This is a genomic window from Streptomyces sp. NBC_00377 (assembly GCF_036075115.1).
Classification (GTDB): Bacteria; Actinomycetota; Actinomycetes; order Streptomycetales; family Streptomycetaceae; genus Streptomyces.
In genome coordinates this window covers 3,286,874-3,313,027 of record NZ_CP107958.1, presented here as the reverse complement: position 1 = coordinate 3,313,027, position 26,154 = coordinate 3,286,874, and the positions used below count along the sequence as shown (strand labels likewise).

The following is a 26,154-nucleotide window of genomic DNA, read 5'->3' as shown; positions in this document are numbered from 1 at the left end:
GTCCCGAGGCTACCGGGAGGCCGCGCCGCGCACCGTCGGCGGGACCCCGCCCGGGGGAACGCCGACGGCCCGGCCCCTCGACGAGGAGGGGCCGGGCCGTCGGGCGTCGTGCCGTGCGGTCCGGTCAGCCGTCCGCGGGCTCCGCGGCGGCCGTGGCCTTGCGGGCGCGGCGCACCCGGGGCTTGGCCTCGGCCGTGTCGACCGCGGTCTCGGCCTCGGCCGTGGCCGGGGCGGTGGCGGCGGTCTTGCGGGTGCGGCGCGGCTTGGTGGCTGCCGCTTCCTGCGTGGCCTGGGCCGGGATGTCGGCCGTGGTGGCCGTCGTCTCGGGCTGGGCGGCCTTGCGGGTGGTGCGGCGGCGCGGCGTGGCCTCGGTGGCCTCGGCCGTGTCGACGGCGGCTTCGGCCGGGGCCGCGGCTGCCGTCTTACGGGCGCGACGCGGCTTGACCGCCGCCGCGGCGGCCGCGGCGGCCTCCGCGATCGGCTCCGTCGCCGTGGCGGCCGTCTTGCGGGTGCGGCGCGGCTTGGCCTCCGTGGCCTCGGCCGTGTCGACCGCGACCTCGGCCGGAGCCGCTGCCTTACGGGTGCGACGCGGCTTGGCCTCGGCGACCGCCGGGGCCTCGACGGCGGTCGCCGTGGCCTCGACGGCGGTGGCGGCGGCCTTGCGGGTGCGGCGCGGCTTGGCCTCGGTCGCCTCCGCCGTGTCCACGGCGGCTTCGGCCGGGACCGTGGCCTTGCGGGTGCGGCGCACCCGGGGCTTGGCCTCGGCCGTGTCGACCGCGGTCTCGGCCTCGGCCGTGGCCGGGGCGGTGGCGGCGGCCTTGCGGGTGCGGCGCGGCTTGACGGCTGCCGCTTCCTGCGTGGCCTGGGCCGGGATGTCGGCCGTGGTGGCCGTCGTCTCGGGCTGGGCGGCCTTGCGGGTGGTGCGGCGGCGCGGCTTGGCCTCGGTGGCCTCGGCCGTGTCGAGCGCGGCCTCGGCGGGAGCGGCCTCGGCGGGAGCGGCCTCGGCCGGAGCGGTGGCTGCCGTCTTGCGGGTGCGGCGCGGCTTGACCACGGTCTCGGCGGCCGTGGCCGCCACCGGGGTCTCGACGCTCGCCACGGTCTCGGCCGCGGCCGTCGTCTTGCGGGTGCGGCGGCGCGGCTTGGCCTCGGTCGCCTCGGCCGTGTCGACGACCGTCTCGGCCGCGGGGGCCCCGGCGGCCGGCGGCTCCGTCACCGTGGCCGGTGCGGTCCCGGCGGCGGTCCCGGCGGCGGTCACGGTCTCCGCGGTCTTGCGGGTGCGGCGGCGGCGCGGTGCCGCAGCGCCCTCCGGAGCGGTCTGCGGGGCGTCCAGGGCGGGGCCCTCGGCCGTCGTCACGGCCGCTTCCGCGGCCTCCGCGACGGGCTCGGCAGCCGGCACGGTCGTCGCGACGACGGCCTCCTGCGCGGATCCGTTGCGGGTGCGGCGGCGACGGCGCGGGGTACGCGGACCGGCGGCCTCCTCCGTCACGGGCGTCGACTGGGCCGCGGGGGCCTGCTCCGGGGCAGCGGTGCCGGCGGGCGCCGACGTCGCGTCCAGCGAGGAACCGTTGCGCGTACGGCGACGGCGGCGCGGCGTACGGGCCGACCGCTCGCGCTCGTCGGACGACCGCTCGCCGGAACGGGACTCGCCCCGGCCGCCACGGTCACCACGACCGCCCCGGTCACGGCCGCCACGGTCACCGCGGTCGTTGCGACCGCGTGCACCGCGGCCGCCCGGCTCGCCCAGGTCCTCGAGCTCCTCCGCGTCGAGCCCGGCGCGGGTGCGCTCCGAGCGCGGAAGGACACCCTTGGTGCCCGCCGGGATGCCGAGTTCCTCGAAGAAGTGCGGAGAGGTGGAGTACGTCTCCGGCGGGTCGCTGAAGTCGAGCTCCAGCGCCTTGTTGATGAGCTGCCAGCGCGGGATGTCGTCCCAGTCGACCAGCGTGATCGCGATGCCCTTGGCGCCCGCGCGGCCGGTGCGGCCGATGCGGTGCAGGTACGTCTTCTCGTCCTCGGGGGACTGGTAGTTGATGACGTGCGTCACGCCCTCGACGTCGATGCCGCGGGCGGCGACGTCGGTGCAGACGAGGACGTCGACCTTGCCGTTGCGGAAGGCGCGCAGCGCCTGCTCGCGGGCGCCCTGGCCGAGGTCCCCGTGGACCGCGCCGGAGGCGAAGCCGCGCTGCTGGAGCTGGTCGGCGAGGTCGGCCGCCGTGCGCTTGGTACGGCAGAACACCATGACCAGGCCGCGGCCGTCGGCCTGCAGGATGCGGGCGACCATCTCGGGCTTGTCCATGTTGTGCGCGCGGTACACGTGCTGCTTGGTGTTCGCGACGGTCCGGCCCGCGTCGTCCGGCGACGTGGCGTTGATGTGCGTCGGCTGCGACATGTAGCGGCGCGCGAGGCCGATGACCGCGCCCGGCATGGTCGCCGAGAACAGCATGGTCTGACGCTTCGCCGGAAGCATGTTGATGATCTTCTCGACGTCGGGCAGGAAGCCGAGGTCGAGCATCTCGTCGGCCTCGTCCAGGACGAGCGACTTGATGTGCTTGAGGTCGAGCTTCTTCTGGCCCGCGAGGTCCAGAAGACGGCCCGGGGTGCCGACGACGACGTCGACGCCCTTCTTCAGGGCCTCGACCTGGGGCTCGTAGGCGCGGCCGCCGTAGATGGCGAGTACGCGCACGTTGCGCACCTTGCCCGCCGTCAGCAGGTCATTGGTGACCTGCGTGCACAGCTCACGCGTGGGGACCACGATGAGCGCCTGCGGGGCGTCGGTGAGGTCTTCGGGCCGGGCGCGGCCGGCCTCGACGTCGGCGGGGACGGTCACGCGCTCGAGGAGCGGGAGTCCGAAGCCGAGCGTCTTGCCGGTGCCGGTCTTGGCCTGGCCGATGACGTCCGTGCCCGTGAGGGCCACGGGCAGCGTCATCTCCTGGATGGGAAAGGGGCTGGTGATGCCGACGGCCTCCAGGGCCTCGGCGGTCTCGGAAAGGATGCCGAGCTCTCGGAACGTAGTCAGGGTGCTGCCTCTTCTGTGTGCGCGGTGCGAGGCGAGCGCGGGGGTCGTGTCAGGACCGTGCCGGGGGCGTCGACTGCCTCACGGGCCAGCCGTCAGGACACGGGACCTCTGCCGACGCTCTAGCGCTCGTACCGCTGAGGGGGTCCCCTCCGGGTTCCGTACGGACAGTGCCGTACGGGCGAGGAGGGCTGTCGGGTCGGAGCCGATCGGGCCACCGACCGGGCATCCTCATACGTGCGGCCCGTCGAATATTCGGCAGGCGCATTACCACCATACCCCGGAATCGCGCACACGCGATGGCCGATTCGGTCACGTTGTGGTTGTCACAGTGCCTGAGGTGGTCCCGTACGTCTTCGTCGTCACACTGATTGACCAGGGCCTTCCACCGTGCGACGAGCGGGCTATTGTGCGCTTCATGACGACCTCTGACAAGCCCGAGAACACCGCTACCGGCATCGCAGCCCAGGACTGGGCGACGGCCTCCGCCGACCCGCAGTACCGGGCCGCGGTCGTGGATCTGCTGGGTGCGCTGGCGTACGGCGAGCTGGCGGCGTTCGAGCGGCTCGCGGAGGACGCCAAGCTGGCGCCCACGCTGGGGGACAAGGCGGAGCTGGCGAAGATGGCGTCGGCCGAGTTCCACCACTTCGAGCGGCTGCGTAACCGGCTCACGGAGATCGGCGAGGAGCCGACGCAGGCGATGGAACCGTTCGTCGCCGCGCTCGACGGCTTCCACCGGCAGACGGCCCCGTCGGACTGGCTCGAGGGCCTCGTGAAGGCGTACGTCGGCGACTCGATCGCCAGCGACTTCTACCGGGAGGTCGCGGTGCGCCTCGACACCGACAGCCGCGCCCTGGTGCTGGCCGTGCTGGACGACACCGGCCACGCCGGTTTCGCCGTGGACCGGGTGCGCGCCGCGATCGACGCGGAGCCGCGGGTGGGCGGCCGACTCGCGCTGTGGGCACGGAGGTTGATGGGCGAGGCCCTGTCGCAGTCCCAGCGGGTGGTCGCGGACCGCGACGCGCTGTCGACGATGCTCGTGGGCGGTGTGGCGGACGGTTTCGACCTCGCCGAGGTCGGCCGGATGTTCTCCCGGATCACCGAGGCGCACACCAAGCGGATGGCGGCGCTGGGGCTCGCGGCCTAGCTCCGCCGGGAACGGTGTCGGCCCGGCGGCCTACGCCGGGGCCGATCGTCGCCTGAGGCGGCCGGCCGGCCGCAGCAGCAGGGAGACCGAGGCGGCGGAGACGATCGCCGCGCCGAGGAGACTCGCCAGGACGGTGCCGGGGCCCAGCGCGCTGTGGGTGACGAAGTCACCGAACAGGGCTCCGGCGACGCCCGTCGCGAGGACGAGGCTGCGGACCGGCAGGCGGTGGGAGAAGCGGTGGACCGCCGCCCACGCGAGCACCAGACCGAGCACAGCGGAGCCGAGCGCTTCCAAGATCATGTGGTTCCCTCCCGGACGGTGGGGCTGTGCACCAAGGTCGTAGCCCGTCATACCCGTGACCTGCGGAATGCAATCCTCCCCTGGGGCCGACTTGTGCTCCATCTGTGAAGGAAACGCCGACAGCGAAAACCGGCCGCGATTCCGGTCGGGTTCGCCCTGCGGCGCACGCATGCGAGAGGGGCCCGGCGCACGCATGCGAGAGGGGCCCGGCGACCTTCCGGTCGCCGGGCCCCTCTCGTGTTGCTTCGCCTACAGTGCGCCGAAGCCCACCTTGCGCGGGGCGGGCTCGCCCAGCTCGACGTAGGCCAGACGGTCGGCCGGAACCAGGACCTTGCGGCCGTGCTGGTCCACGAGGCTGAGCAGCTGCGACTTCCCGGCCAGGGCCTCGGCCACCACCCGCTCGACCTCCTCGGGAGTCTGACCGCTCTCCAGAACGATCTCGCGAGGCGCGTGCAGCACGCCGATCTTGACCTCCACGGCTATGTCCCTCCGACGGTCACGAGGTGCGCGGGCGTCCGCGCCGTACGCTGCACACATTAGCCCGGTGAGGGGACGTACACGGCGCGGCCGTCCACGCCAGGAGCGAACAGCGGGCGGGAACAAACGGCCGACCGCCCCCGCGGTCAGTGCTGATCGGTCCCGTGCAGCGGGAAACCGGCGATGCCGCGCCAGGCCAGCGAGGCCAGCAGCTGCACCGCCTGATCGCGCGGAACGCTGCGGTCGCTGTGCAGCCAGGACCGCGCCACGACCTGGGCGAGGCCGCCCAGGCCCGAGGCGAGCAGCATGGACTCCGCGCGCGACAGGCCGGTGTCCTCCGCGATGACCTCGCAGATCGCCTCGGCGCACTCGGTGGTGACCTTGTCGACACGCTCGCGCACCGCGGGCTCGTTCGTCAGGTCCGACTCGAACACCAGACGGAAGGCGCCGCCGTCGTCCTCCACGTACGCGAAGTACGCGTCCATCGTGGCGCGGACGCGCTGCTTGTTGTCGGTCGTCGAGGCGAGCGCACCGCGCACGGCCTGGATGAGCGACTCGCAGTGCTGGTCCAGCAGGGCCAGGTAGAGGTCGAGCTTGCCGGGGAAGTGCTGGTAGAGCACCGGCTTGCTGACGCCGGCCCGCTCGGCGATGTCATCCATGGCGGCCGAGTGGTAGCCCTGCGCCACGAAGACTTCCTGGGCGGCGCCCAGCAGCTGGTTGCGTCGGGCACGGCGCGGCAGGCGGGTGCCCCGCGGGCGCGCCGCCTCTGTCTGCTCGATGGCTGTCACGCCGCCTCCCAAAGTGGTCCTCTTGCGGTGAGCGCCGCGCCGCCATCGTACTTTTCGGTAACCGTGCTGTGCGCGGTGCGAGTGCAGAATTTCACGGACTGGACGACGACAAAAGCGGTAGAAACTGTTTTGGAACGGGATGTTACGGGCATACTCCGGCCCGCTCCAGCTCGGACCGGTCAGCGATAGTCGTCCTCGTCGAGCGAGACCACGCGAGCCTGTTCGACGAGATCGGCTTCGTCGGCCCGGGCGGGATCCACGTCCTCCAGGGAGTCGTCGCGCTTCGGGATGACGTCCGTGTACTGCTCGGCGGCGTCGTTCTCCGGCGCCTCGACGTCGATCTCCCCGAAGTCGTCGTCCTCTTCGAACGTCTCCGGGTCGGTGGGGTCAATGGCCATGGTGGGCTCCCTTCCTACGAACGTCCCTGCGAGCTGCAGGGGCCACAAGCGGGTGCCCTCGATACGAGCCTAGGAGACACCCGTTTCGGACGCTATGCGATCGCTGTGCGGAGTGCCCCTGATCCGCCTCGGTATGGCGTCGGGGCGGTGTGAGTGCGGTGCGGATGCCGTGCGGGCGCGGTGTCGTTGCCTACCCCTCCCGGGCGCACGCGACCCGCGCGTGTGACGGCGAACACACAAAGTCGCGCGTGATCGTCTCGTAACATTGCCCGCATGTCTTCGACCGAGCTGCCCTCCGTGCCGCCCACCAGCGTGCTCCCGAAGGCGATTGCCGTCCGGGTCGCCGAGGGCGAACGGCTCCGGTCGGTGGGGCTGCCGGGCATCACGCTCACGATCCGCTCCAGGCCCCCCGCGCGCGAAGGGCTCCAGCCCGCGCTGTACGTGCACGGCCTGGGCGGTTCCTCGCAGAACTGGTCGGCGCTGATGGCGCTGCTCGACGGGGTGGTGGCGAGCGAGGCGGTGGATCTGCCGGGCTTCGGCGACTCCCCGCCACCGGACGATGGCAACTACTCCATCACGGCACACGCGCGTGCCGTCATCCGCTACCTCGACGCCGTCGACCGCGGCCCCGTGCACCTCTTCGGCAATTCCCTGGGCGGCGCGGTGTCCACGCGCGTCGCCGCGGTCCGGCCCGACCTCGTACGGACGCTGACGCTGGTCTCGCCCGCGCTGCCCGAGCTGCGGGTGCAGCGGACGGCGGTGCCCACGGGACTGGTCGGGCTGCCCGGCGTCGCAGCGCTGTTCACCCGGTTCACCCGCGAGTGGACGGCCGAGCAGCGCGTTCGCGGGGTCACTGCGCTCTGTTACGGCGATCCCGGGAGGGTCAGCCCGGACGCGTTCCGCCACGCGGTCGACGAGCTCGAGCGGCGGCTTCAGCTGCCCTACTTCTGGGACGCGCTGACACGCTCCACGCGCGGGCTGCTCAGCGCGTACACGCTGGGTGGTCAGCACGGGCTCTGGCGCCAGGCCGAACGCGTCCTCGCCCCGACCCTCCTCGTCTACGGCGGTCGCGACCAGCTCGTCGGTTTCCGCATGGCGCAGCGCGCCGCCCGGACCTTCCGGGACTCCCGCCTGCTCACGCTGCCCGACGCGGGCCACGTGGCGATGATGGAGTACCCCGACACGGTGGCGACGGCTTTCCGGGAGCTCCTCGCGGACACCGCCCGCACGACCGAGATCTCGGGGGGCTGAGGCCGACGTGGGACGCCACAGCCGGCGTGGACCCGCGCCCAGGAGTGCCGCGGACGGCGCTGCCAAAGGTGCGTCGCAGGGAGCCGACCCGCAGCCGCCTCCGCAGGGGGATCCGCGCGGCGCCCGGGTCCAGGCGCCGCCCGCGGGGACCGACGGCACCCCCTCGCACGGGGTGCCCCGCTTCTTCCTCCCCGACGGGACCCCGGCCCACGGGTTTCCGCAGGTGCGGGGCGGTCACCCGGAGCAGCCCGAAGGGGGAGGCGGCTGGGGTGACTTGAGAGGACGATCAGCGGGTACCGGGCAGCCCGTGATACCGCGTCAGCGAACCATTCCGCAGGACGGCCCGCACAAGGGCCCCCGCCCGGGCTCCCGCCGGGGCCCTCGTCAGGAGTACCTCGACGCCTTCGGCGAGGACGACGAGGACGTCTTCACGCGCGCGAGGACGCCGTACACGGCCACGCGCGTGCAGGATCCCTACATCTCCGACGCTGACCGGGACGCCGCCTCTCGTGCGAGCGCCGGCGCCGGCGGAAGCGACGGCGTGGGCGGCGAGCCGTCCACGGACGGATCCCCGGCTGCCCCGAGTGCCAAGGGGCGGGCCTTCGCCGGTATCGCGGCTGCCGCCGTCACCACGGTGCTGGCCGTCGTGGTGGCCGGACAGGTCACCGCCGGACGGGACGACGACGCGGTCCGGTCGCAGTCCGCCACCGGCCGGACCCGTGAAGCCGTCGACGACACCGCGCGCGGGGACGACCGCCCGAGCGCGCCGGCGTCGCCCGCCGCGGGCTCCGGTGCGGTCACGCTGACCTACGCGCAGCGGATGAGCGTGCGATATCCCCTCGGTGCCCAGCTCAAGGGATCGGGGAGGTTCGACGCGGTGGCGGGCGTCGCCAAGGCGCCCGGCAAGGGGCGGAAATACACCTACCGCGTCGACGTGGAACACGGCCTCGGCCTCGACGGTGAACTGTTCGCGCAGGCCGTGCAGGCGACGCTCAACGACTCCCGCAGCTGGGCCCACGACGGCGCCCGCACCTTCGAGCGGATCCACTCGGGCAAGGCCGACTTCGTCATCACGCTCGCCAGTCCTGGCACGACCGCCGTGTGGTGCGCCAAGTCCGGTCTGGACACCACGGAGGACAACGTCTCCTGCGACTCGGCGGCCACCGAGCGCGTGATGATCAACGCCTACCGGTGGGCGCAGGGATCGAAGACCTTCGGCGACAAGATGTACGCCTACCGGCAGATGCTGATCAACCACGAGGTCGGACACCGCCTCGGCTACAGCCATGTCACCTGCGACAAGGACGGCGAGCTCGCGCCGGTCATGCAGCAGCAGACGAAGTTCCTCGACCACGACGGGATCCACTGCCTGCCCAACGCCTGGCCGTATCCCGGCAGTTGAGCCCCACGGGTCAGCGTGTGCGACGAGCCGGTCTCCGCTCGAGGAGACCGGCCGGGCCCCGGTGGTCGCCCTGCGGTGGTCGCCCTGCTCGGTGACCCACGCGCGAAGCCGGCCCGTGCTCGTCTTCGTCGGCCATGGCCTGACAGCCGGCCACGGCGTCGGAGGCGTTCCCCGTGCGACCCACGTGAGGTGACGTTTCGCGGTCGGATGATCTCTTAGCGCGACGGAACGCGACCTGCACCGGAAAGTTACGACCGTTCACCCCTTTTGGTGGTGCGACGGACAACCGTCCGTCGCACCACCACCTTGTCCGCATACGTTCGTCCCGCTGCGAGCCGCCGGGTCAACGGCGGCTCCCCAAACGGGAGATCGGGAGTGTGCGTGCGCATCGGACTGCTGACGGAGGGGGGCTATCCGTATCTGAGCGGGGACGCCGGGCTCTGGTGCGACCGGCTCGTGCGCGGGCTCGGGCAGCATGAATTCGACGTCTACGCGCTCAGCCGCGCCGAACACCAGGAGAACGCGGGCCTCGTCGAGCTTCCTCCGCAGGTCAAGCGAGTGCGCAGGGCCCCGCTGTGGACGGCTGAGGACGACGGCGTCACCTACGGCCGACGGGCGCGCCGGCGCTTCGCGGAGTCCTACGGCGAGTTGGTGGCCGCACTCTGCGAGGGGGACCCCCCGAAGCCGGCGGATGCCCCGGGAGCCGCCCCCGCCCCTCAGGCGGACCGTTTCGCCAGTGCGCTGTACGGCCTCGCCGAACTCGCCCGCGACGAGGGCGGACTCGTGGGAGCGCTCCGCTCCGAGAGCGCCGTGCGCGCCCTGGAACGTGCCTGTCGCGCGCCCGGCGCGCTGCGTACGGCGCGCGAGGCGCGCGTACCCGATCTGCTCGCCGTCGCCGAGCACCTCGAACGTGCCCTGCGCCCCCTCTCGCTCCGCTGGTACGAAGCCGACGGGGGCAACGGGAACGACGGTGGCGAAGGGCTCGGCGCCGTCGACCTGTGCCATGCCACGTCCGGTGGTGCGGCGGCGCTGCCCGGGCTGCTCGCACGGCACTTCTTCGAGGTGCCGCTGCTGGTGACCGAGTACGGAGTACGGCTGCGGACGCACTACCTGAGCTCGGGGATCACTCCTTCCCCCGCGGGCTCCACGGGTTCCGCGGGCTCCACCGGTACGCCGTCCGGCGAAGCCGGCTCCACCGAGCCTGCCGCTTCCCCAGCCCCCGGCACTCCCGCCGTCCGCGCTCTGGTGGCCGCCTTCCACAACCGGCTGGCCGCCGAGGTCTACCGGCAGGCGGACTGTGTGACCCCCGGGAACGCCCACGCCCGCCGCTGGCAGGAGAGATGCGGTGCCGACCGCGCCAAGCTGCGTACCGTCTACCCCGGGATGCAGGCGTCCCGGTTCGCCGAGGTGGGCGACTCCTCCGACACCGCCGACCCGCACACCCTGGTCTGGGTGGGCCGGGTGGAACCGGCGAAGGACCTCGTGTCCCTCCTGCACGCCTTCGCGGAGCTCCGCAGGGAGGAACCCCGCGCGCGCCTGCGGATCGTCGGCGCTCCCACCGGGGCGGAGGGGCAGGCGTACCTCGGCCACTGCAGGATGCTGGCCGCGCAGATCTTCCCCGACGAGGCGGACGGGCCGCATGCCGTCGGCGACAACCCCGTGTCCTTCGAGGAGATCGGCGGGCCCGAAGCGCCCACCCTCGCCGAGGCGTACGCGTCCGGTGCGGTGGTCGTCCTGTCGAGTGTCGTCGAGGGCTTCCCGGTCGGGCTGGTCGAGGCGATGTTCTGCGGCCGGGCGACCGTGTCGACCGATGTCGGCGCGGTGGTCGAGGTCATCGGCGGCACGGGGCTGGTCGTTCCGCCGCGCAATCCGCGGGCGCTCGCGGAGGCGTGCGTGGCGCTGCTGCGCGACCCCGAGCGTCGTGCGCGCCTGGGCGCGGCTGCCCGAGCCCGCGCCCTCGAACTCTTCACGGTCGAGCAGAACATCACGGCGTTTCACGGCATCTATCTGGAGCTCGTCTCCCGGGCCCCGGTGCGCCGGTTCCTCTTCGACGACGGTGAACCCCGTCCGTTCGCCGTCCCCGCCGAGGCGTGTCTGCCGGGCCACTGGACCGGTCACGACGCCCGCGCCACTGCCCGCCGCGGCCCGAGCTGGGCGGCGGGGCCACCCATGCGGGGCACCTCGCCCGTCGCCGCGACGGAGGGGGCACGATGAGCGGGCTCGACGAACTGGACCGGCCGGAAACAGTGACGCCCGCGGGACCCGCGGGATCGGTGGGACCCGCGGGACCGGTGGGACCGGTGGGAGCATCGGCGGCAGGACGGGCACTGGGCGCGGTGGGAGCGGCGGGGGACCCGGGGCCACTGTCACCGGGAGCACCGGGAGCACCGGGAGCACCGGGAGGGCCGGGAGCACCGGGAGGGCCGGGAGGGCCGGGAGGGCCGGGAGCACCGGGAGCGCCGGGAGCGCCGGAAACGCCGGGAGTGCTGCGAGCACCGGGATCGGTGGCCGCGCCCGGTGCGTCGGACGCACCGGGATCGAGGGGACCATCAGGAACGCCCCGGGCGTCGGCGCGGACGGAGACGCCCGGCGGAAGTTCCCGGGCGTTCGACGGACCCGTCGCCGACGGGCGCAGGCCGGCCGCTCCACGCCGGGGCGCCGCGGACCCGGTCAAGGCCCTCATGCACCGGCACCGCGAACTGTGCGAACGGGCCGTCGACCCGCTGGAGATCGCTGCGGGCCTGGAGGCCCACGGGGTCACCGACCGCACCGCCGCACGCTTCCGGCACCGGGACGTCTTCTCCCTCGCGGAGGAGATGTACGCCCGCGTACCCCGCGACGGCGACGCGCCCCCGCTCACCGCGGCCGCCACAGCCCATGTGATCCCGCGACCTCGTCCGGGCCGGGCACTGCTCACCCTCCTGCCGGGCGTCCTGTGGGCCGCGGCCGTGACCGGTGTGCGCCTCACCGAGGGGCACACGAGCCTGCTCGTGGCCGCCGCCGGCGTCCTCGCCGTCGCCCTCGCGCTGCGTGCGGTGCTGCGCCGCGGCCCGTTGAGCCCGCACCGCGGCGCCCGCCCCGGCCCGCACCGGACGGGCGCCTGGACCTGCTGGCTCCTCTGCTACGCGGCCCTCGGCGACAGCCTCCTGCGGGTCGCCGTCGCCGGGGGTCCCGACGGTCTGCCCGACGGGACGCTCGACGGCCCCTGGCCCTTCGCTGCCGCCCCGCTGCTGGCCCTCGCACTGGCCTGCGCGCCCGCCGCGTGGAGCGCCCACTTCCTCGCCGTGCGGGCCCGGCGCCGGCTGCACACGAGCCGTGGCCTGGAGGAGTTCGCCGCCTCCGTGCAACCGCTGCTGCTCGGCACCTGCGCCCTGTTCCTGTGCGCGCTGGCCGCCCTGGTTCCCCTGTGCGCCGCCGCCCTGGGCGAGCCGGCCGGCTACGCACACACCCTCACGCTGGGCGTCCTTCTCTTCCTGGCCCGTCTCCTCGTCGTCCACGGCTTCACCCAGGCCCCGGCTGTCGTCCTCGCGGCCGTCGGCACGGCGGAGGCGCTCGCTCCGGCCACGGTCCTCGCGGGCCGGCTTCCCGGCTGCGGCTTCCTTGCCACCCCCGTGGAGACCCTGGTGACCGCCTGGGGCCCGGCCGGTGTCCCGTCCCTCGTCTGCGGAGCCGCCGCCCTGACCCTGCTGTTCCATGCGACCCGCACGCTGACCAGGGCCTCGGCCCACGTACGAACGGACCAGCCGTGCTGACGCGCGCCCGCCCCCACCCGGGACCTGTCGGCGGGGCCTCGGTCCTGTGCGCGGCGCCGCCCCCGCCGGACGGGGACCGCACTCCGCACGCGTTCCTCCCCCCAGCCGCAGCCCACCGCAACACCCTCGAAGGAGAGACCAGATGACCACCTCCCGATCCGGAGCGACCGGAGCCGCCGGGGCACCCGCGGTCGCAGGAGCCCCCGCGGTCGCAGGAGCGACCGCAGGGCACGGGGCGACCGAAGCCCACGCCCCGGAGGCCGCCATGGCGCACACCACGGGAGCCGCACGATGAGGGTTCTGCTGATCGGAGCCAACGGCTACCTCGGCCGTTTCGTCGCCGACCGACTGCTCGCCGACCCGGCCGTCCAGCTCACCGCGCTCGGCCGCGGCGACGACGCCGACGTCCGATTCGACCTCGCGTCCGGCAGCCCGGGAGCACTCACCCGCTTCCTCGACGCCGTCCATCCCCAGGTCGTCGTCAACTGTGCGGGCACCACCCGGGGCGGCGCCCGCGAACTCACCCGGCACAACACCGTCGCCGTCGCCACCGTCTGCGAGGCCCTGCGCCGCAGCGGATGCGGGGCACGGCTGGTGCAGATCGGCTGCGGCGCCGAGTACGGTCCGAGCCAGCCCGGTTCCTCGACGGCCGAGGACGCCGTACCGCGCCCCGGTGGCCCGTACGGGGTCAGCAAACTCGCCGCCACCGAACTCGTCCTCGGTTCAGGACTGGACGCCGTCGTGCTCCGGGTGTTCTCGCCCGCCGGACCCGGCACACCCGCCGGCTCCCCGCTGGGCCGACTCGCCGAGGCCATGCGCCGTGCCATGCAGTCCGGTGACGGCGAGCTCAAACTCGGCGGACTCGGCGTGCAGCGCGACTTCCTCGACGTCCGGGACGTCGCCCGCGCCGTGCACGCGGCCTCCCTCTCCGCCGCACAGGGCGTCATCAACATCGGCTCGGGCCGCGCCGTTCGTCTGCGCGACGCCGCCGCGGTCCTCGCGCGGGTGGCCGGGTACGGCGGCGCCCTCCACGAACTGGACGGCCCGCCCGGCGCCCACCTCCGGCCCGCCATCGGCCACCCCCGCCCCGAACCGGACCACGGGGGCCCGGTCGCGTACCCGTATCCGGACGGCTGCGGCAGCTGGCAGCAGGCAGATGTGCGCACCGCCCGCGACCGGCTCGGCTGGCGGCCGCGCATCAACCTCGAGGAGTCCCTCGCCGACATCTGGATGGAGGCGGCATGTCGTATCTGACCGGAACCCCGGCAGGCACCGCGAGGGCCGGCACCACCAGTGTCCGTACCGGCTTCGGCGTTCCCGGCATCGCGCACCCCCTCCTCGCCCCGGCCGAGTGGGTCGAACTCGCCCGCCCCGGCCGGCCCCTGCACTGGGTCGCCCTCGACGTGGCCGACGGCCCCGGCGTCCGCCCCGACCCGCGCTGCCTGGAGGCGGCGGGCCGGCTGCGCAACGCCGGCGTCCGTGTCCTCGGGAACCTCGGACTCCGCCACGGCGCCCGCGGCTTCGCCGAGGTGATCTCCGACGCGCAGCGCCACCTCGACTGGTACCAGGTCGACGGCTTCCTCCTGGACGGGTGCCCGGCCGGGCGGACCGCCCTCCCCGAGCTGAGCCGCACGGTCCGTGCCCTGCGCACCCTGCGTGACACGACCCACATCGTCCTCGGTCACGGCACCCACCCGTACCCCGGCTACGCCGAGCACGCGGACCAGTTGGTCACCTTCTCGGGTCCCTGGAGCGACTACCGCTGGTCGCAGGTCGCCGAGTGGACCGCGGAGCACCCGCCCGAGCGCTTCTGCCACTTCGTGCACGGTGTACCGCGCGGCCACCTCGACGAGGCACTGCGCATCGCCCGCTGGCAGGGGGCCGCGACGATCTGGTTCACCGACGGCACAGACCGCGGCGGCCTCACCGGCCCCTGGGAGACCATGCCCGGCTACTGGGACGAACTCGTCTCGCGGATCGGAACAGGTGTCTCGGAATGAAGAAGGCCATGGCAGTGTTACGGGGAGAACAACTGTAGTGATCGACCGACCAACGGAGTCCCCGTGTCGCTGCCACCCCTGGTCGAGCCAGCCTCTGAGCTCACCGTAGACGAGGTCCGCAGGTACTCCCGCCACCTGATCATCCCCGATGTCGGGATGGACGGGCAGAAGCGGCTGAAGAACGCCAAGGTGCTCTGTGTGGGCGCCGGCGGCCTGGGCTCGCCGGCACTGATGTACCTGGCCGCGGCGGGGGTGGGCACACTCGGCATCGTGGAGTTCGACGAGGTCGACGAGTCGAACCTGCAACGGCAGATCATCCACAGCCAGGCCGACATCGGCCGTTCCAAGGCCGCGTCCGCCCGTGACTCCGTCCTCGGCATCAACCCGTACGTGAACGTGGTCCTGCACGAAGAGCGGCTCGAAGCCGAGAACGTGATGGACATCTTCAGCCAGTACGACCTGATCGTCGACGGCACGGACAACTTCGCGACCCGCTACCTGGTCAACGACGCGTGCGTCCTGCTGAACAAGCCCTACGTGTGGGGCTCGATCTACCGCTTCGACGGCCAGGCGTCCGTCTTCTGGTCCGAGCACGGTCCCTGCTACCGCTGCCTCTACCCGGAGCCCCCGCCGCCGGGCATGGTCCCCTCCTGCGCCGAGGGCGGCGTCCTGGGCGTGCTGTGCGCGTCCATCGGCTCCATCCAGGTCAACGAGGCGATCAAGCTCCTCGCGGGAATCGGCGAGCCGCTGGTCGGCCGTCTCATGATCTACGACGCCCTGGAGATGCAGTACCGCCAGGTCAAGGTCCGTAAGGACCCCGACTGCGCGGTCTGCGGCGAGAACCCGACCGTCACCGAACTCATCGACTACGAGGCCTTCTGCGGCGTCGTCTCCGAGGAGGCCCAGGCGGCGGCCGCCGGCTCGACGATCACTCCCAAGCAGCTCAAGGAGTGGATCGACGACGGCGAGAGCATCGAGATCATCGACGTCCGTGAGCAGAACGAGTACGAGATCGTCTCCATCCCGGGCGCCAGGCTGATCCCGAAGAACGAGTTCCTCCTCGGCACCGCCCTGGAGAGCCTGCCCCAGGACAAGAAGATCGTCCTGCACTGCAAGACGGGTGTCCGCAGTGCGGAAGTCCTCGCGGTGCTGAAGTCCGCGGGCTTCGCGGACGCCGTGCACGTCGGCGGCGGTGTGATCGGCTGGGTCAACCAGATCGAACCGAGCAAGCCGATCTACTGACCCGGCCGTCCCCTCGGCCCGTCGGGACACCCGGTCCGACCGGCGGGGGCTTCGCGCACCACGAGTGCGCGAAGCCCCCGCCGTCGTCATGAGCAGACCTTTCCGTCCTTCGGCACCGTTCCCTTCAGCAGGTAGGCGTCCACCGCCGAGTCGACGCAGTCGCTCCCGCTGCGGTAGGCGCCGTGCCCCTCGCCCTTCCACGTGAGCAGCACACCGACACCCTTGCCGAGCTCGTCCGCCATCTTCCGCGCGCCCTCGTACGGGGTCGCCGGGTCCCCGGTGTTGCCGACCAGCAGGACCGGCGCCGCACCCGCCGCGCTCACCTCCGGGGTGGCGTACTGCCCGGCCACCGGCCAGTCGTGGCACCAGCCGGCCGTGTCCCAGCCCAGGAAGTCCCCGAACACGGGCGAGATCCGCTCGAACTCCGGCAGCAGCTTCTTCGTCTCCTCGGCGGTCGGCCGCTGCTTGTCGTCCAGGCACGATATGAGCCGTTGCGAGTGGGCCGACGTGCCGTAGTGCCCCGAGGCGTCCCGCTCGTTGTAGCCGTCGGCGAGCGTCAGCAGTTCGGAGCCGTCCCCGTCCTGCGCCGACTTCAGGGCGCTGGTCAGGCTCGGCCAGCCCTGCTTGCTGTAGAGCGGCAGGACGATGCCGGTAACCGCGAGCGTCTGCGTCAGCTTCCGCCCGTCCGACGTCGGCAGCGGGTCGCTGTCGATGCGGTCCAGCAGATCCGCGATCTTCTTGCTGCCCTTCGTGGGGTCCTGGCCGGTCGACTCGAGATAGTCGTCGAGTGCCCGTTGGAAGCCGCGTGCCTGGTTGCGCGCGTGGCCCACCGCGTCGGCGCTCGGGTCGACGACCGCGTCGAGAATCAGCCGACCCACGTTCTTCGGGAACAGGTGGGCGTACACGCCGCCCAGTTCGGTGCCGTAGGAGATGCCGAAGTAGTGCGTCTTCGCGTCACCGAGGACCTGGCGCATCAGGTCCATGTCCCGGGCGGTGTCGGTCGTCGACACATGCGCCATCAGCTTGCCCGCCGCCTTCGCACAGGCCTTGCCGAACGCGGTGGCGTCCTTGAAGTACGCCTGTTCCTCGGCCGGGGTGTCGGGGGTGGAGTCGAGGGACTCGGCGGCCTGGATGTCCTTGTCGTCGCGGCAGCGCACGCCTTCGCTGGCGCCCACCCCGCGCGGGTCCCAGCTCACCAGGTCGTAGTGCTCGCGGAGCGAGGAGTACGTGGAACCGTAGGAGGGAAGCGTCGACACTCCCGAGCCGCCGGGTCCGCCGAAGTTGAACAGCAGCGAGCCGATCCGGTCGCTTCCGTCGGCACGGGACCTGGAGCGCACCAGGGCGAGGCCGATCGTGCTGCCGTCCGGCTTCGACCAGTCCAGCGGCGCCTTCAGCGTCGCGCACTGCCAGTCGCCGCCCGGCGCGGCGGAGTCCGCGGTCGCCGTGCAGCGCCCCCAGTCGAGCTTCTGGCCGGTCAGCGAGGCGGGCAACGCGGCCGTCGTACCGGTCGTACCGGTCGTGCCGGTCGTGGCGGCCGGGGGCCGCGCGTCGGCCGTACCGCCCTTGCCGTCCCCGCCCGACGCGCCGCCGCTGCAACCCGCCACCAGCAGCGCGGCGGCGGCTCCCAGCGCCGTCCGCCGTACGAATCGCGTCATGCGCGCCCTCCCCCCAGCAGGCCGTCCGCACTCGGTGGCGAATGGCTGTCGGGCCATACTAGGCGGCGCACGATGCACCTGTCGGGGCCTGTGGATAACTGTTTGACCTGCTGTTTCTCTGGGATTCGTGGCGCTGTCAGGAGCAGACGGCGCCTGCGGCCGGCAGCTTGCCGTTGAGCAGATATCCGTTCACCGCCGTCTGCACGCACGTGTTCTTGCTCCCGTAGGCGCCGTGACCCTGCCCCTTGTACGTCAGCTCGACACCGACCCCGGGGCCCAGCGCCTCCACCATCTTCCGGGCCCCCTCGTAGGGGGTCGCCGGGTCGCCGGTGTTGCCGACGACGAGGATCGGCGCCGACCCGGGGGCGCTCACATCGGGATGGCCGGCGGCGCCGGGCACGGGCCAGTCGGTGCAACTGACCAAGCCCCAGGCCAGGAAGTCCCCGAACACGCCGGAGGCGGCCCGGAACTCCGGCAGCTTGCGCTGCACCTGGGCGAGGGAGTAGCGCGGCCTGTCGTCGGCGCAGTTGATGGAGACGTTGGCGGCCGTGATGTTGCTGTACTCGCCGTTCTCGTTACGGCCGTTCATCAGGTCGGAGAGCAGCATCAGGATCTTGCCGTCCCCGGCGTAGGCCTGTTCCAGGCCCTCGGTGAGGTACTCCCAGAAGTCCTTCGAGTACAGCGACTGCACGATGCCGTTGGTCGCGGCGCTCTGGGTCAGCCGGCGCGGGAAGATGCCCGGGATCGTCTTGCCGTCGAGGCTCTCGAGGAGCCGGATGACGCGGTCCTCGACGTCCTGCGCGGTGTCCCCGACGGGGCAGTCCTGGCTCTGGGAGGTGCAGTCCTCGGCGAAGTTGTCGAGCGCGAGCTGGAAGCCCCTGGCCTGCGCGAGCGATCCCTGCTCGAACGTCTGGGTCGGGTCGACGACCGCGTCGAAGACGGCGCGTCCCACGTGCCTGGGGAACAAGTGGGCGTAGACGCCGCCCAGTTCGGTTCCGTAGGAGACGCCGAAGTAGTACAGCCTGTCGTCGCCGAGGACCTGGCGCATCAGGTCCATGTCGCGGGCCGCGTCCGTGGTCCGCACGTTCGGCAGCATCTTCGCGGAGTTCTTCTCGCAGGCCGCGTTGAAGTCCTTGGTGTGGTCCAGCAGCGCGGTGCGCTCGGCTGCGTCGTCGGGAGTGCTGTCCTGCTGGAAGTACGCGTCGAGCTGCCGGTCGTTCTCGCAGCGCACGCCGGCGCTGCGGCCGACCCCGCGCGGGTCGAAGCTGACCAGGTCGTAGCGGGTGCGCAGGGCCGTGTACTCGTCACCGAAGGCAGGAAGGGCGGAGACGCCCGAGCCGCCGGGACCACCGAAGTTGAAGATCAGCGAGCCGATCCGGTCGTTCCCTTCGCCGCTCGCGGCGGCCCGGATCAGCGCGATGCCGATCGTGCCGCCCTCGGGGTCGGCCCAGTCCCGGGGTGCCTTCATCGTGGCGCACTGCCACCGGTCGCCGTCGGGCAGCGGGGACGGGGCGCTGCCCCCGCCCTCCGACCGGGCCGGGGCAGGGCAGTCCTTCCAGCTCAGTAGCTGCGCCGTCAGGTCCTCGTCCCGTGGCTCGTCGCCGCAGCCCGCCGCCACGCAGGACAGCAGAAGGGCGGTGGCGGTCACGGCGGCGGCGCGCAGCCGGGAGCGGTTCGGCATGAGCCCATCCTGCGGTTGTGCCGGGGCACGCGCGCGGGGCCGCGGGCCGTACGAGGTACGGGCGCCCGTGCCCTGTTACAGGGCGCCCTTGCGGGTGAGGTGGTTGAAGGCCAGCCAGCCCGGCAGCACCGGCAGCCACAGCGTCAGCAGGCGGAAGAGGAGCACGGCGGGAGCGGCGACCTCCTTGGGCAGTCCCACCGCGATCAGACCGACCGTCAGGGTGGCCTCGACGGCCCCCACTCCGCCCGGTGTCGGGGCGGCCGAACCGAGGGCGTTGCCGGCGAGGAAGACGACAGCGACGCTGGCGATGCTGAGGGAGGTCGACTCGTCGCCGAACGCGCGGATCGACGCGTCCAGGCACATCACGAAGCAGGCGGTCAGCAGGAGCATGCCGCCGATGCCGGTGACCAGCTTCTGCGGCCGCTGGAGCACGTCGAGCATGCGCGGCACGACGCCGGCGAACAGCGACCTCACGCGCGTGGAGACGAATTTGCGCAGGAACGGCACCGAGGTCACCACGAGCACGAGCACCGCCACCGTGAGCAGGCCCGCGATGACCGTGCGGGACGGCGACAGTGACGGGGTCTTCTCGGTGCCGGTCAGATAGCCGAACGACAGCAGCATCAGGATGTGGCAGCCGAGCCCGAACAGCTGCGAGGCGCCGACGCTGGCCACCGCGAGCCCGGGCCGCACCCCCGCGCGCTGGAGGAAGCGCGTGTTGAGGGCGACCCCGCCGACCGCGGCGGGCGCCACGATCTTCACGAACGATCCGGCGACCTGGGCGGCCACGGTCCGCGGGAACGGCACCCGCTCCGGCACGAAACCCAGCAGGCTCATCGCCGCTGCCACGTAGCTCACCGCGGAGAACAGCACGGCCGCGGCGACCCAGCCCCACTCGGCGTGGGCGACCAGCGGACCGAACTCGATGTGGGTGAGCTGCGTCAGCAGGAAGTAGGCGCCGATGGCACCGGCGATGAAGCTCATCAGGGTCCGCGGCCGCACCCGCTCCAGGCGGGCCGGCTCGACCGGCGCCTGGGGCCGGATCAGCAGCACCTCGTGCCGGATCTGCGTCAGCAGATCCTCCTCGCGGGCTTCCTCCAGCGCGTCGTCGATGGCCCGCTTCTCGGCCCGCGCCTCCGCGCGCACCGCCTTCTTGTCCGGCTTCTCCAGCACGACGGGCGCGGTGCCGTGCCCTGCCGCCTCCAGCCGCGCCTGCTTGGCCTGCTGGGAGGCGTCCAGGACCGCCTCGCGCTCGCGCTGCGCACGCTCGCGTGCCAGCCGGCGCAGCGTCGCGCGCGTGGAGCGGGTCAGCGCGATGGGCTGGAGCATCGGCAGACAGTCCGCGACCGCGTCCGGTCCCAGCACGCCCACCGCGGAGGCCACCGCACGCTCGGCGCCCACCCGCAGGCCGAGCGTCGTGACCAACTGGGCGACGTCCATACGCAGCAGCAGGTCGCCGGCCGCGATCTCGCCGCCGCGCAGATCGGTGAGGATCACCGTGCCGGAACGATCCACCAGGATGGCGTCACCCGCGAGCCGGCGGTGCGCGATGCGCCGCGACTGGAGCGCCTGCACCTGGTGCCAGGTGTTGCGCAGCAGATCGTCGGTGATCTCGTCGTCGGCCAGTGAGTCGAGGGTGCGGCCGCCGGTGTGCTCGTAGACGAGTATCACCGCGTCGGGGCCGAGCTCCGAGGTCGCGATCAGTTTCGGCGCGTTGGCGCCGGCCGCGATGGCCGCGTAGGCGAGCAGCGCCTCCTGCTCGAGCGCCTGACGCAGCGACTGCAAACTGCTGCGGGTGGCGAAGCCGCGCAGGGTCAGATTGCGCCACGCGCGGTAGAAGAACCCCTGCGCCTGCTGTTCCCGGTCGACCACCGTGACGTCCAGCGGTGGGCCGTTCTCCAGGGTGACGAAGTAGCGTCTGCCCCGGTCGCTCTCCGCCGCGTCCGGAGTCTCCTCACGGGCCGCGCTCACCGGGCGGAAGCCGACGTGCCGCAGGCCCGCCATCAGCGTCCGTCCCGTGGGGCGCACGTTCGGGGAGCCGACCGCGTACAGCGTCCCGTACGCCACCGTCCAGCCGATCAGCACCGTGAGGATGATCGAGAACGGTGTCGTGTAGCCGGTGACGAGCATCGAGAACGCGTCGAGGAGCAGCACGATCCACAGAACCGAGCGCCAGCGCGGCCGACGGGACATGCCGACGGCCGTCATATAGGCGATGACGGGCGCCAGGTAGCCGTGCACCGGGTCGGTGAGGGCGTGGATGTCGCCGGGGGAGGGCTGGGTGAGCGCCTCCTGGATGGAGTTCGGGGCGGCCTTGGCGACCCACAGGTCGGTGGCGAGCGTCACACCGTGGGCGAGGACCGCGGCGAGTACGCCGTCGGCGATGCGCAGTCCGTCCCGCTTGATCAGCCGCTCGATCGCGAAGGCGACCGGCACCAGCAGGATCGCGATGCTCGACGCCAGACCCGCGATCTTGATGAGGAGATCGGGTGCCTGTCCGGTGCCCTTGTTGATGTCCTGTTCGAGGCCCGAGGTCGTCCCGTGGGCGAAGGCGGCGATGCCCAGCAGGAGGACGACGGCGAGCACGCCGACCAGCAGTCGCATGAGGTCGGAAGGGCGGTGCACGCGCGCGGGAAGCAGCGGTTCGTCGCCCTCGACCTCGTCGATGTGCACTTCTTCCCGTGCCTCGTCGGCGGTGTCCGGGCGCGACGCAGCGTCAGAGGTGCCTTCCGCGCCCTCAGGATGCACGCCCTGCTGCTTCATCGTCTCTTCTTGGTCTCGTATCACCGGTCACCGCCCGCACGATGGTGGCATGCCGCACCGACACACGGGGGCATCAGGGTGCAGACGCGGGGGCGCACAGTCTGCCTGAAGCGCAGCCCCGGGGCGAGGGTCACACAGGGTCGCGGGCCCGTCGCATTGTCGGTGCCGTGGGGCAGGATGGGGCGGATGAGCGAGCAGAGCCTGCCGGACGACGCCCGCCCGGAGTACACGGACGCGCTGCCGGAGTACGCCGAGCGGGTCCTCGAGGTCGCGGAGCTGATCCCGCCCGGACGGGTCATGACGTACGGAGACGTCGCGGAGTGGCTGGACGAAGGCGGCCCGAGGCAGGTCGGCCGGGTGATGGCCCTCTATGGCGGCGCCGTCCCGTGGTGGCGTGTGGTGCGCGCGGACGGAGTGCTGCTCCCGGGGCACGAGCTGCGGGCGCTGGACCGCTACCGGGTCGAGGGCACCCCCCTGAAGGAGGCGAGCAGGGCCGCCGGGGGACACCTGCCGCGCCTCGACATGAAGCGAGCGCGGTGGGACGGCGGCGAACGCGCGGAAGGTCACACCTGACAGCTTCCGCCATCGGACGGGGTTCGCGGGAGCTTGTGGCCCGTACGGGGGAAACGGCGCAAAGGGGGCACGTCCGCGCGATGGCGTACGTTCGAGGGGCGAGAGACGCGCGTAGCGCGCGGGCCGTGAGGGGGGTGAGGGACGTGCGGGACGTGAGGGCCGTGCGAGCCGGGAGAGATGAAGCAGAAGCCATCCTTCCGGACTGTTCCTCGGCGTAGCGTCGGCTGCACGCGTCCCCCTCATCCCGTGATCACCGCTCTTTCCGGGCGGTGCTCCGTCAACCAGTACACCCACCAGGACCGGCGAACCACGTGAGCTCCTCTTCCTCCATCAGGCGCCTGTCGCACCCCCAGGGGCGACAGGGGAACCGTGGCGCTTACCGACTGGTGCGTACCCCGCCGACGCGGGTGGTTCCCCCTGGTCTGGACGCCGCACAGCGCTCCGTGGTTGACCACGCGGCCGGTCCGCTGCTCGTCCTCGCGGGACCGGGCACCGGGAAGACCACCACACTCGTCGAGTCCGTGGCGGCCCGGGTCGCCCGCGGCGGCGATCCCGCCCGCATCCTGGTGCTCACCTTCAGCCGCAAGGCCGCCGTGGAGCTGCGGGACCGGATGGCGCATCGCATGGGCGCCGCCCACGCGCCCCAGGCGACCACCTTCCACTCGTACTGCTACGCCCTGGTCCGCGCCCACCAGGACGCCGACCTCTTCGTGGAACCGCTGCGGCTGCTCTCCGGCCCCGAGCAGGACGTGGCCGTCCGCGAGCTGCTCGCCGGCCAGCTCGACCTGCAACGGCTCGGCCTCGCACATGTGCGCTGGCCGGACGAACTGCGCGCCTGCCTCACCACCCGCGGCTTCGCCGACGAGGTCCGCGCGGTGCTCGCCCGCAGCCGCGAACTGGGCCTCGACCCCGCGTCCCTGGACGCCTTCGCGCACCGCATCGGCCGCCCCGACTGGCGCGCCGCCGCCGCCTTCCTCGCCGAGTACCTCGACGTGCTCGACCTGCACGGCGTGATCGACTACGCCGAACTCGTCCACCGCGCGGTCCTCCTCGCCCACCGCCCCGAGACGGCCGAACGGCTCGCCGCGCAGTACGACGCCGTCTTCGTCGACGAGTACCAGGACACCGACCCGTCCCAGGTACGGCTGCTCCACGCCCTCGCCGGCGGCGGCCGCACCCTCGTCGCCTTCGGCGACCCCGACCAGTCGATCTACACCTTCCGGGGCGCCGACGTGAACGGCATCCTCGACTTCCCCGACGACTTTCCCCGCCGCGACGGCCGTCCCGCCCCCGTCGAGGTCCTGCGCACCTCACGCCGCTCCGGCGCCGGCCTCCTGGCCGCCACCCGGCTGCTCACCCGGCGGATGCCGCTGACCCGCCTCCCGGCCGAGAAGGTCCGCGCCCACCGCGAACTGACCGCGGCACGCGACGGCGGCCGCCTCGAGGTCTACACGTACCCGACCTCCGGCACCGAGCTGGACAACGTCGCCGACATCCTGCGCCGCGCCCACCTCGAGGACGGCGTGCCCTGGAGCGAGATGGCCGTACTGGTACGCGCCGGCTCCCGGTCGATCCCGACGGTCCGCCGCGCCCTCACCGCCGCAGGCGTCCCCCTCGACATCGACGGCGACGACCTCCCCCTGCGCCATGAACCGGCCGTCGCCCCCCTGCTGACGGCCCTGCGGGCAGTGGCGACGGCCGAGGCCGCCGCGTCACCGGCGGGAAGCGAGGCCAGCGAGGCTGACCCGGGCCCCTGCTGGCTCGACACCGAGACCGCCCTCACCCTTCTCGCCTCCCCCCTCGCCGGCATGGACGCCGCGGATCTGCGCCGCCTCGGACGGGCCCTGCGCGAGGAGGAGCGCGCCGCGGGCAACGCCCTGCCCCCGCCCTCCGACGAGCTGCTCACGCGAGCCCTGGCCGAGCCGGAGCGGCTGGTCGCCCACGATCCGACGTACGCGCGCGGCGCCCAGCGCCTCGGCGCACTGCTGGCGAAGGCCCGGGAGGGCCTCGCGCGTGGCGGTACGGCAGAGGAGGCGCTGTGGGCCCTCTGGGACGGGACACCCTGGCCCGGACGGCTGGAGCGGGCCGCCCGACGCGGCGGCGCGGCCGGCCGCAACGCCGACCGGGACCTCGACGCCGTGTGCGCCCTGTTCGCCACGGCCGCGCGCGCGGAGGAGCGCACCGGCGGCCGGGGCGCCCTGAACTTCCTGGCCGAGATCGAGGCCGAGGACATCGCAGCCGACACCCTCGCCCGGCGTGCGGTGCGCCCCGACGCGGTACGCCTGATGACCGCCCACCGCGCCAAGGGCCTGGAATGGAGCCTGGTCGTCGTGGCGGGCGTCCAGGAGGGCCTGTGGCCGGACCTGCGCCGCCGGGGCTCACTCCTGGAGGCGGACCGCATCGGCCGCGACGGACTCGCCGAGCCGCTCACCCCGGGGGCGCTCCTCGCCGAGGAACGCCGCCTGTTCTACGTCGCCACCACGCGTGCACGCGCGCGTCTCGTCGTCACCGCCGTGAAGGCGCCCGCCGACGACGGCGACCAGCCCTCCCGCTTCCTCACCGAACTCGGTGTCGAGCCCAAGGACGTCACAGGCCGCCCGCGCCGCCCCCTCGCGGTCTCCGCGCTGGTCGCCGAACTGCGCGCCACGACCGTCGACCCGCGCGCGTCCGCGACCCTCCGGGAGGCCGCCGCGCGCCGACTGGCCCGGCTGGCCGCGCTCTCCGACGAGGACGGCAGGCCCCTGGTGCCGTCCGCCCACCCGTACCGCTGGTGGGGCATGTTCGAGCCGACCGAGAGCAAGGTGCCGCTGCGCGACCGCGACCAGCCCGTCGTGCTCTCCGGCAGCGCCCTCGACCAGCTCGCCAACACCTGTGCCCTCCAGTGGTTCCTGGGCCGCGAGGTGAAGGCCGACGCCCCCGCCACCGTCGCCCAGGGCTTCGGCAACGTCGTTCACGTCCTCGCCGACGAAGTGGCCTCCGGGCACACCCCGGCCGACCTCGACGTCCTCATGGAGCGCCTTGACTCCGTGTGGAACGCGCTGGCCTTCGACGCGCCGTGGAAGTCCACGCAGGAGAAGACGCACGCGCGTGTGGCGCTCGAACGCTTCCTGAAGTGGCACGTGATGGACCGCGCGGGCCGCACACCGGTCGCCAGCGAGCACGACTTCGACGTCACCCTCGAAGCGGGCGAGTACGAGGTGCGCATCCGCGGCCAGATGGACCGCGTCGAGGCCGACGCCGAAGGCCGCGCCTACGTCGTCGACTTCAAGACCGGCAAACAGGCGCCGACCGCCCGCGAGATGGAGCGCCACCCCCAGCTCGCCGTGTACCAGCTGGCCGTCCGCGAGGGCGCCGTCGACGAGGCCTTCGACGGCGTACGGCCCGCACCGGGCGGCGCCGAACTCGTCCAGCTGCGCCAGAGCGCCGCCAAGCGGGACGGCGGCGAGACCCTGCCCAAGGTGCAGGCGCAGGAAGCCCTCGACGGCGGCGCCGCGGGGGAGTGGGTCGGTGAGCTGCTCGCCACGGCGGCCGGCAAGGTCCTCGACGAGCGGTTCACCCCGACCGCCGGCCAGCAGTGCACCCACTGCGCATTCCGCGCCTCGTGCAGCGCCCGGCCCGAGGGCCGGCACGTGGTCGAGTGACAGAACCGTGTGACGGACCGCACCACACGCGCTGACCTGCGCTTCTCTCGATCCTCGCAGGCGATTTGTCATCG

Annotated in this window: 19 protein-coding genes; 11 read left to right on the top strand and 8 right to left on the bottom strand. The window is 73.0% G+C overall.

Annotation, left to right across the window (positions count from 1 at the left end; all coding sequences use genetic code 11):
• Positions 1–124: 124 nt before the first annotated feature.
• Complete coding sequence (locus OHS71_RS14780) at positions 125–2,923, bottom strand: DEAD/DEAH box helicase (RefSeq protein WP_328479843.1); 2,799 nt, start codon at positions 2,921–2,923, stop codon at positions 125–127.
• A gap of 496 nt (positions 2,924–3,419) precedes the next feature.
• Here OHS71_RS14780 and OHS71_RS14775 point away from each other — a divergent pair, with 496 nt between their 5' ends.
• Entirely contained in the window at positions 3,420–4,157 is a 738-nt protein-coding gene (locus OHS71_RS14775) for a ferritin-like fold-containing protein (RefSeq protein WP_328479842.1), read from the top strand.
• 30 nt (positions 4,158–4,187) lie between these two features.
• On the opposite strand, the gene OHS71_RS14770 is transcribed toward OHS71_RS14775, so the two are convergent.
• From OHS71_RS14770 to OHS71_RS14755, 4 genes are all read right to left on the bottom strand, one after another.
• The gene (locus OHS71_RS14770) at positions 4,188–4,457 is read right to left on the bottom strand and encodes a hypothetical protein (protein ID WP_328479841.1); all 270 of its coding nucleotides are present in this window, start codon (positions 4,455–4,457) and stop codon (positions 4,188–4,190) included.
• A gap of 249 nt (positions 4,458–4,706) precedes the next feature.
• Positions 4,707–4,934: a DUF3107 domain-containing protein gene (locus tag OHS71_RS14765; protein WP_020130831.1), complete on the bottom strand. Its 228-nt coding sequence runs from the start codon at positions 4,932–4,934 to the stop codon at positions 4,707–4,709.
• Between the two features lie 146 nt (positions 4,935–5,080).
• Positions 5,081–5,722, bottom strand: a complete 642-nt coding sequence (locus OHS71_RS14760) for a TetR/AcrR family transcriptional regulator (RefSeq protein WP_020130830.1) — start codon at positions 5,720–5,722, stop codon at positions 5,081–5,083.
• Positions 5,723–5,901: 179 nt separating this feature from the next.
• Positions 5,902–6,120, bottom strand: a complete 219-nt coding sequence (locus OHS71_RS14755) for a hypothetical protein (protein ID WP_328479840.1) — start codon at positions 6,118–6,120, stop codon at positions 5,902–5,904.
• Positions 6,121–6,393: 273 nt separating this feature from the next.
• Between OHS71_RS14755 and OHS71_RS14750 the strand changes: the two genes are divergently transcribed.
• The 8 genes from OHS71_RS14750 to moeZ all read left to right on the top strand — a co-directional run bounded on the left by OHS71_RS14750 (position 6,394) and on the right by moeZ (position 15,767).
• Positions 6,394–7,371 (top strand): alpha/beta fold hydrolase, encoded by a 978-nt coding sequence (locus OHS71_RS14750; RefSeq protein ID WP_328479839.1) that lies wholly within the window; start codon positions 6,394–6,396, stop codon positions 7,369–7,371.
• A gap of 307 nt (positions 7,372–7,678) precedes the next feature.
• The gene (locus tag OHS71_RS14745) at positions 7,679–8,773 is read left to right on the top strand and encodes a DUF3152 domain-containing protein (RefSeq protein ID WP_443046951.1); all 1,095 of its coding nucleotides are present in this window, start codon (positions 7,679–7,681) and stop codon (positions 8,771–8,773) included.
• 381 nt (positions 8,774–9,154) lie between these two features.
• A complete protein-coding gene (locus tag OHS71_RS14740) occupies positions 9,155–10,987 on the top strand; it encodes a DUF3492 domain-containing protein (protein ID WP_328479837.1) in 1,833 nt (610 codons plus the stop codon).
• 272 nt (positions 10,988–11,259) lie between these two features.
• Positions 11,260–12,525 carry a hypothetical protein gene (locus OHS71_RS14735; protein ID WP_443061145.1) on the top strand — a complete coding sequence of 422 codons (1,266 nt, stop codon included), beginning with the start codon at positions 11,260–11,262 and terminating at the stop codon, positions 12,523–12,525.
• Positions 12,526–12,667: 142 nt separating this feature from the next.
• Positions 12,668–12,820, top strand: coding sequence for a hypothetical protein (locus OHS71_RS14730; RefSeq protein WP_328479835.1), 153 nt, complete (start codon positions 12,668–12,670; stop codon positions 12,818–12,820).
• On the top strand, positions 12,817–13,779 hold the full coding sequence (locus OHS71_RS14725; protein WP_328479834.1) for an NAD-dependent epimerase/dehydratase family protein: 963 nt from the start codon (positions 12,817–12,819) through the stop codon (positions 13,777–13,779). The genes OHS71_RS14730 and OHS71_RS14725 overlap by 4 nt, the downstream gene beginning before the upstream one ends.
• Positions 13,767–14,525, top strand: coding sequence for a spherulation-specific family 4 protein (locus OHS71_RS14720; protein ID WP_328479833.1), 759 nt, complete (start codon positions 13,767–13,769; stop codon positions 14,523–14,525). The genes OHS71_RS14725 and OHS71_RS14720 overlap by 13 nt, the downstream gene beginning before the upstream one ends.
• A 63-nt stretch (positions 14,526–14,588) precedes the next feature.
• Entirely contained in the window at positions 14,589–15,767 is a 1,179-nt protein-coding gene (gene moeZ, locus OHS71_RS14715) for an adenylyltransferase/sulfurtransferase MoeZ (RefSeq protein ID WP_328479832.1), read from the top strand.
• Between the two features lie 86 nt (positions 15,768–15,853).
• On the opposite strand, the gene OHS71_RS14710 is transcribed toward moeZ, so the two are convergent.
• The 3 genes from OHS71_RS14710 to OHS71_RS14700 form a co-directional block, all read right to left on the bottom strand.
• Positions 15,854–17,422 (bottom strand): alpha/beta hydrolase, encoded by a 1,569-nt coding sequence (locus OHS71_RS14710; RefSeq protein WP_328479831.1) that lies wholly within the window; start codon positions 17,420–17,422, stop codon positions 15,854–15,856.
• Positions 17,423–17,558: 136 nt separating this feature from the next.
• Positions 17,559–19,103 carry an alpha/beta hydrolase gene (locus OHS71_RS14705; RefSeq protein WP_328479830.1) on the bottom strand — a complete coding sequence of 515 codons (1,545 nt, stop codon included), beginning with the start codon at positions 19,101–19,103 and terminating at the stop codon, positions 17,559–17,561.
• Positions 19,104–19,178: 75 nt separating this feature from the next.
• Entirely contained in the window at positions 19,179–21,866 is a 2,688-nt protein-coding gene (locus OHS71_RS14700) for a lysylphosphatidylglycerol synthase domain-containing protein (RefSeq protein ID WP_328479829.1), read from the bottom strand.
• Between the two features lie 186 nt (positions 21,867–22,052).
• Between OHS71_RS14700 and OHS71_RS14695 the strand changes: the two genes are divergently transcribed.
• Positions 22,053–22,439: an MGMT family protein gene (locus tag OHS71_RS14695; protein ID WP_328479828.1), complete on the top strand. Its 387-nt coding sequence runs from the start codon at positions 22,053–22,055 to the stop codon at positions 22,437–22,439.
• A 311-nt stretch (positions 22,440–22,750) separates the two neighbouring features.
• Entirely contained in the window at positions 22,751–26,080 is a 3,330-nt protein-coding gene (locus tag OHS71_RS14690; RefSeq protein WP_328479827.1) for an ATP-dependent helicase, read from the top strand.
• Positions 26,081–26,154 lie beyond the last annotated feature (74 nt).

What these genes read in the sequence shown, in the direction of transcription:
- OHS71_RS14695 (WP_328479828.1), top strand. Translation starts at nt 22,053, where the DNA reads ATGAGCGAGCAGAGCCTGCCGGACGACGCCCGCCCGGAGTACACGGAC.
- OHS71_RS14720 (WP_328479833.1), top strand. Translation starts at nt 13,767, where the DNA reads ATGTCGTATCTGACCGGAACCCCGGCAGGCACCGCGAGGGCCGGCACC.
- OHS71_RS14750 (WP_328479839.1), top strand. Translation starts at nt 6,394, where the DNA reads ATGTCTTCGACCGAGCTGCCCTCCGTGCCGCCCACCAGCGTGCTCCCG.
- OHS71_RS14730 (WP_328479835.1), top strand. Translation starts at nt 12,668, where the DNA reads ATGACCACCTCCCGATCCGGAGCGACCGGAGCCGCCGGGGCACCCGCG.
- OHS71_RS14755 (WP_328479840.1), bottom strand. Translation starts at nt 6,120, where the DNA reads ATGGCCATTGACCCCACCGACCCGGAGACGTTCGAAGAGGACGACGAC.
- OHS71_RS14700 (WP_328479829.1), bottom strand. Translation starts at nt 21,866, where the DNA reads ATGAAGCAGCAGGGCGTGCATCCTGAGGGCGCGGAAGGCACCTCTGAC.
- OHS71_RS14705 (WP_328479830.1), bottom strand. Translation starts at nt 19,103, where the DNA reads ATGCCGAACCGCTCCCGGCTGCGCGCCGCCGCCGTGACCGCCACCGCC.
- OHS71_RS14770 (WP_328479841.1), bottom strand. Translation starts at nt 4,457, where the DNA reads ATGATCTTGGAAGCGCTCGGCTCCGCTGTGCTCGGTCTGGTGCTCGCG.
- OHS71_RS14780 (WP_328479843.1), bottom strand. Translation starts at nt 2,923, where the DNA reads ATGACGCTGCCCGTGGCCCTCACGGGCACGGACGTCATCGGCCAGGCC.
- OHS71_RS14725 (WP_328479834.1), top strand. Translation starts at nt 12,817, where the DNA reads ATGAGGGTTCTGCTGATCGGAGCCAACGGCTACCTCGGCCGTTTCGTC.
- OHS71_RS14710 (WP_328479831.1), bottom strand. Translation starts at nt 17,422, where the DNA reads ATGACGCGATTCGTACGGCGGACGGCGCTGGGAGCCGCCGCCGCGCTG.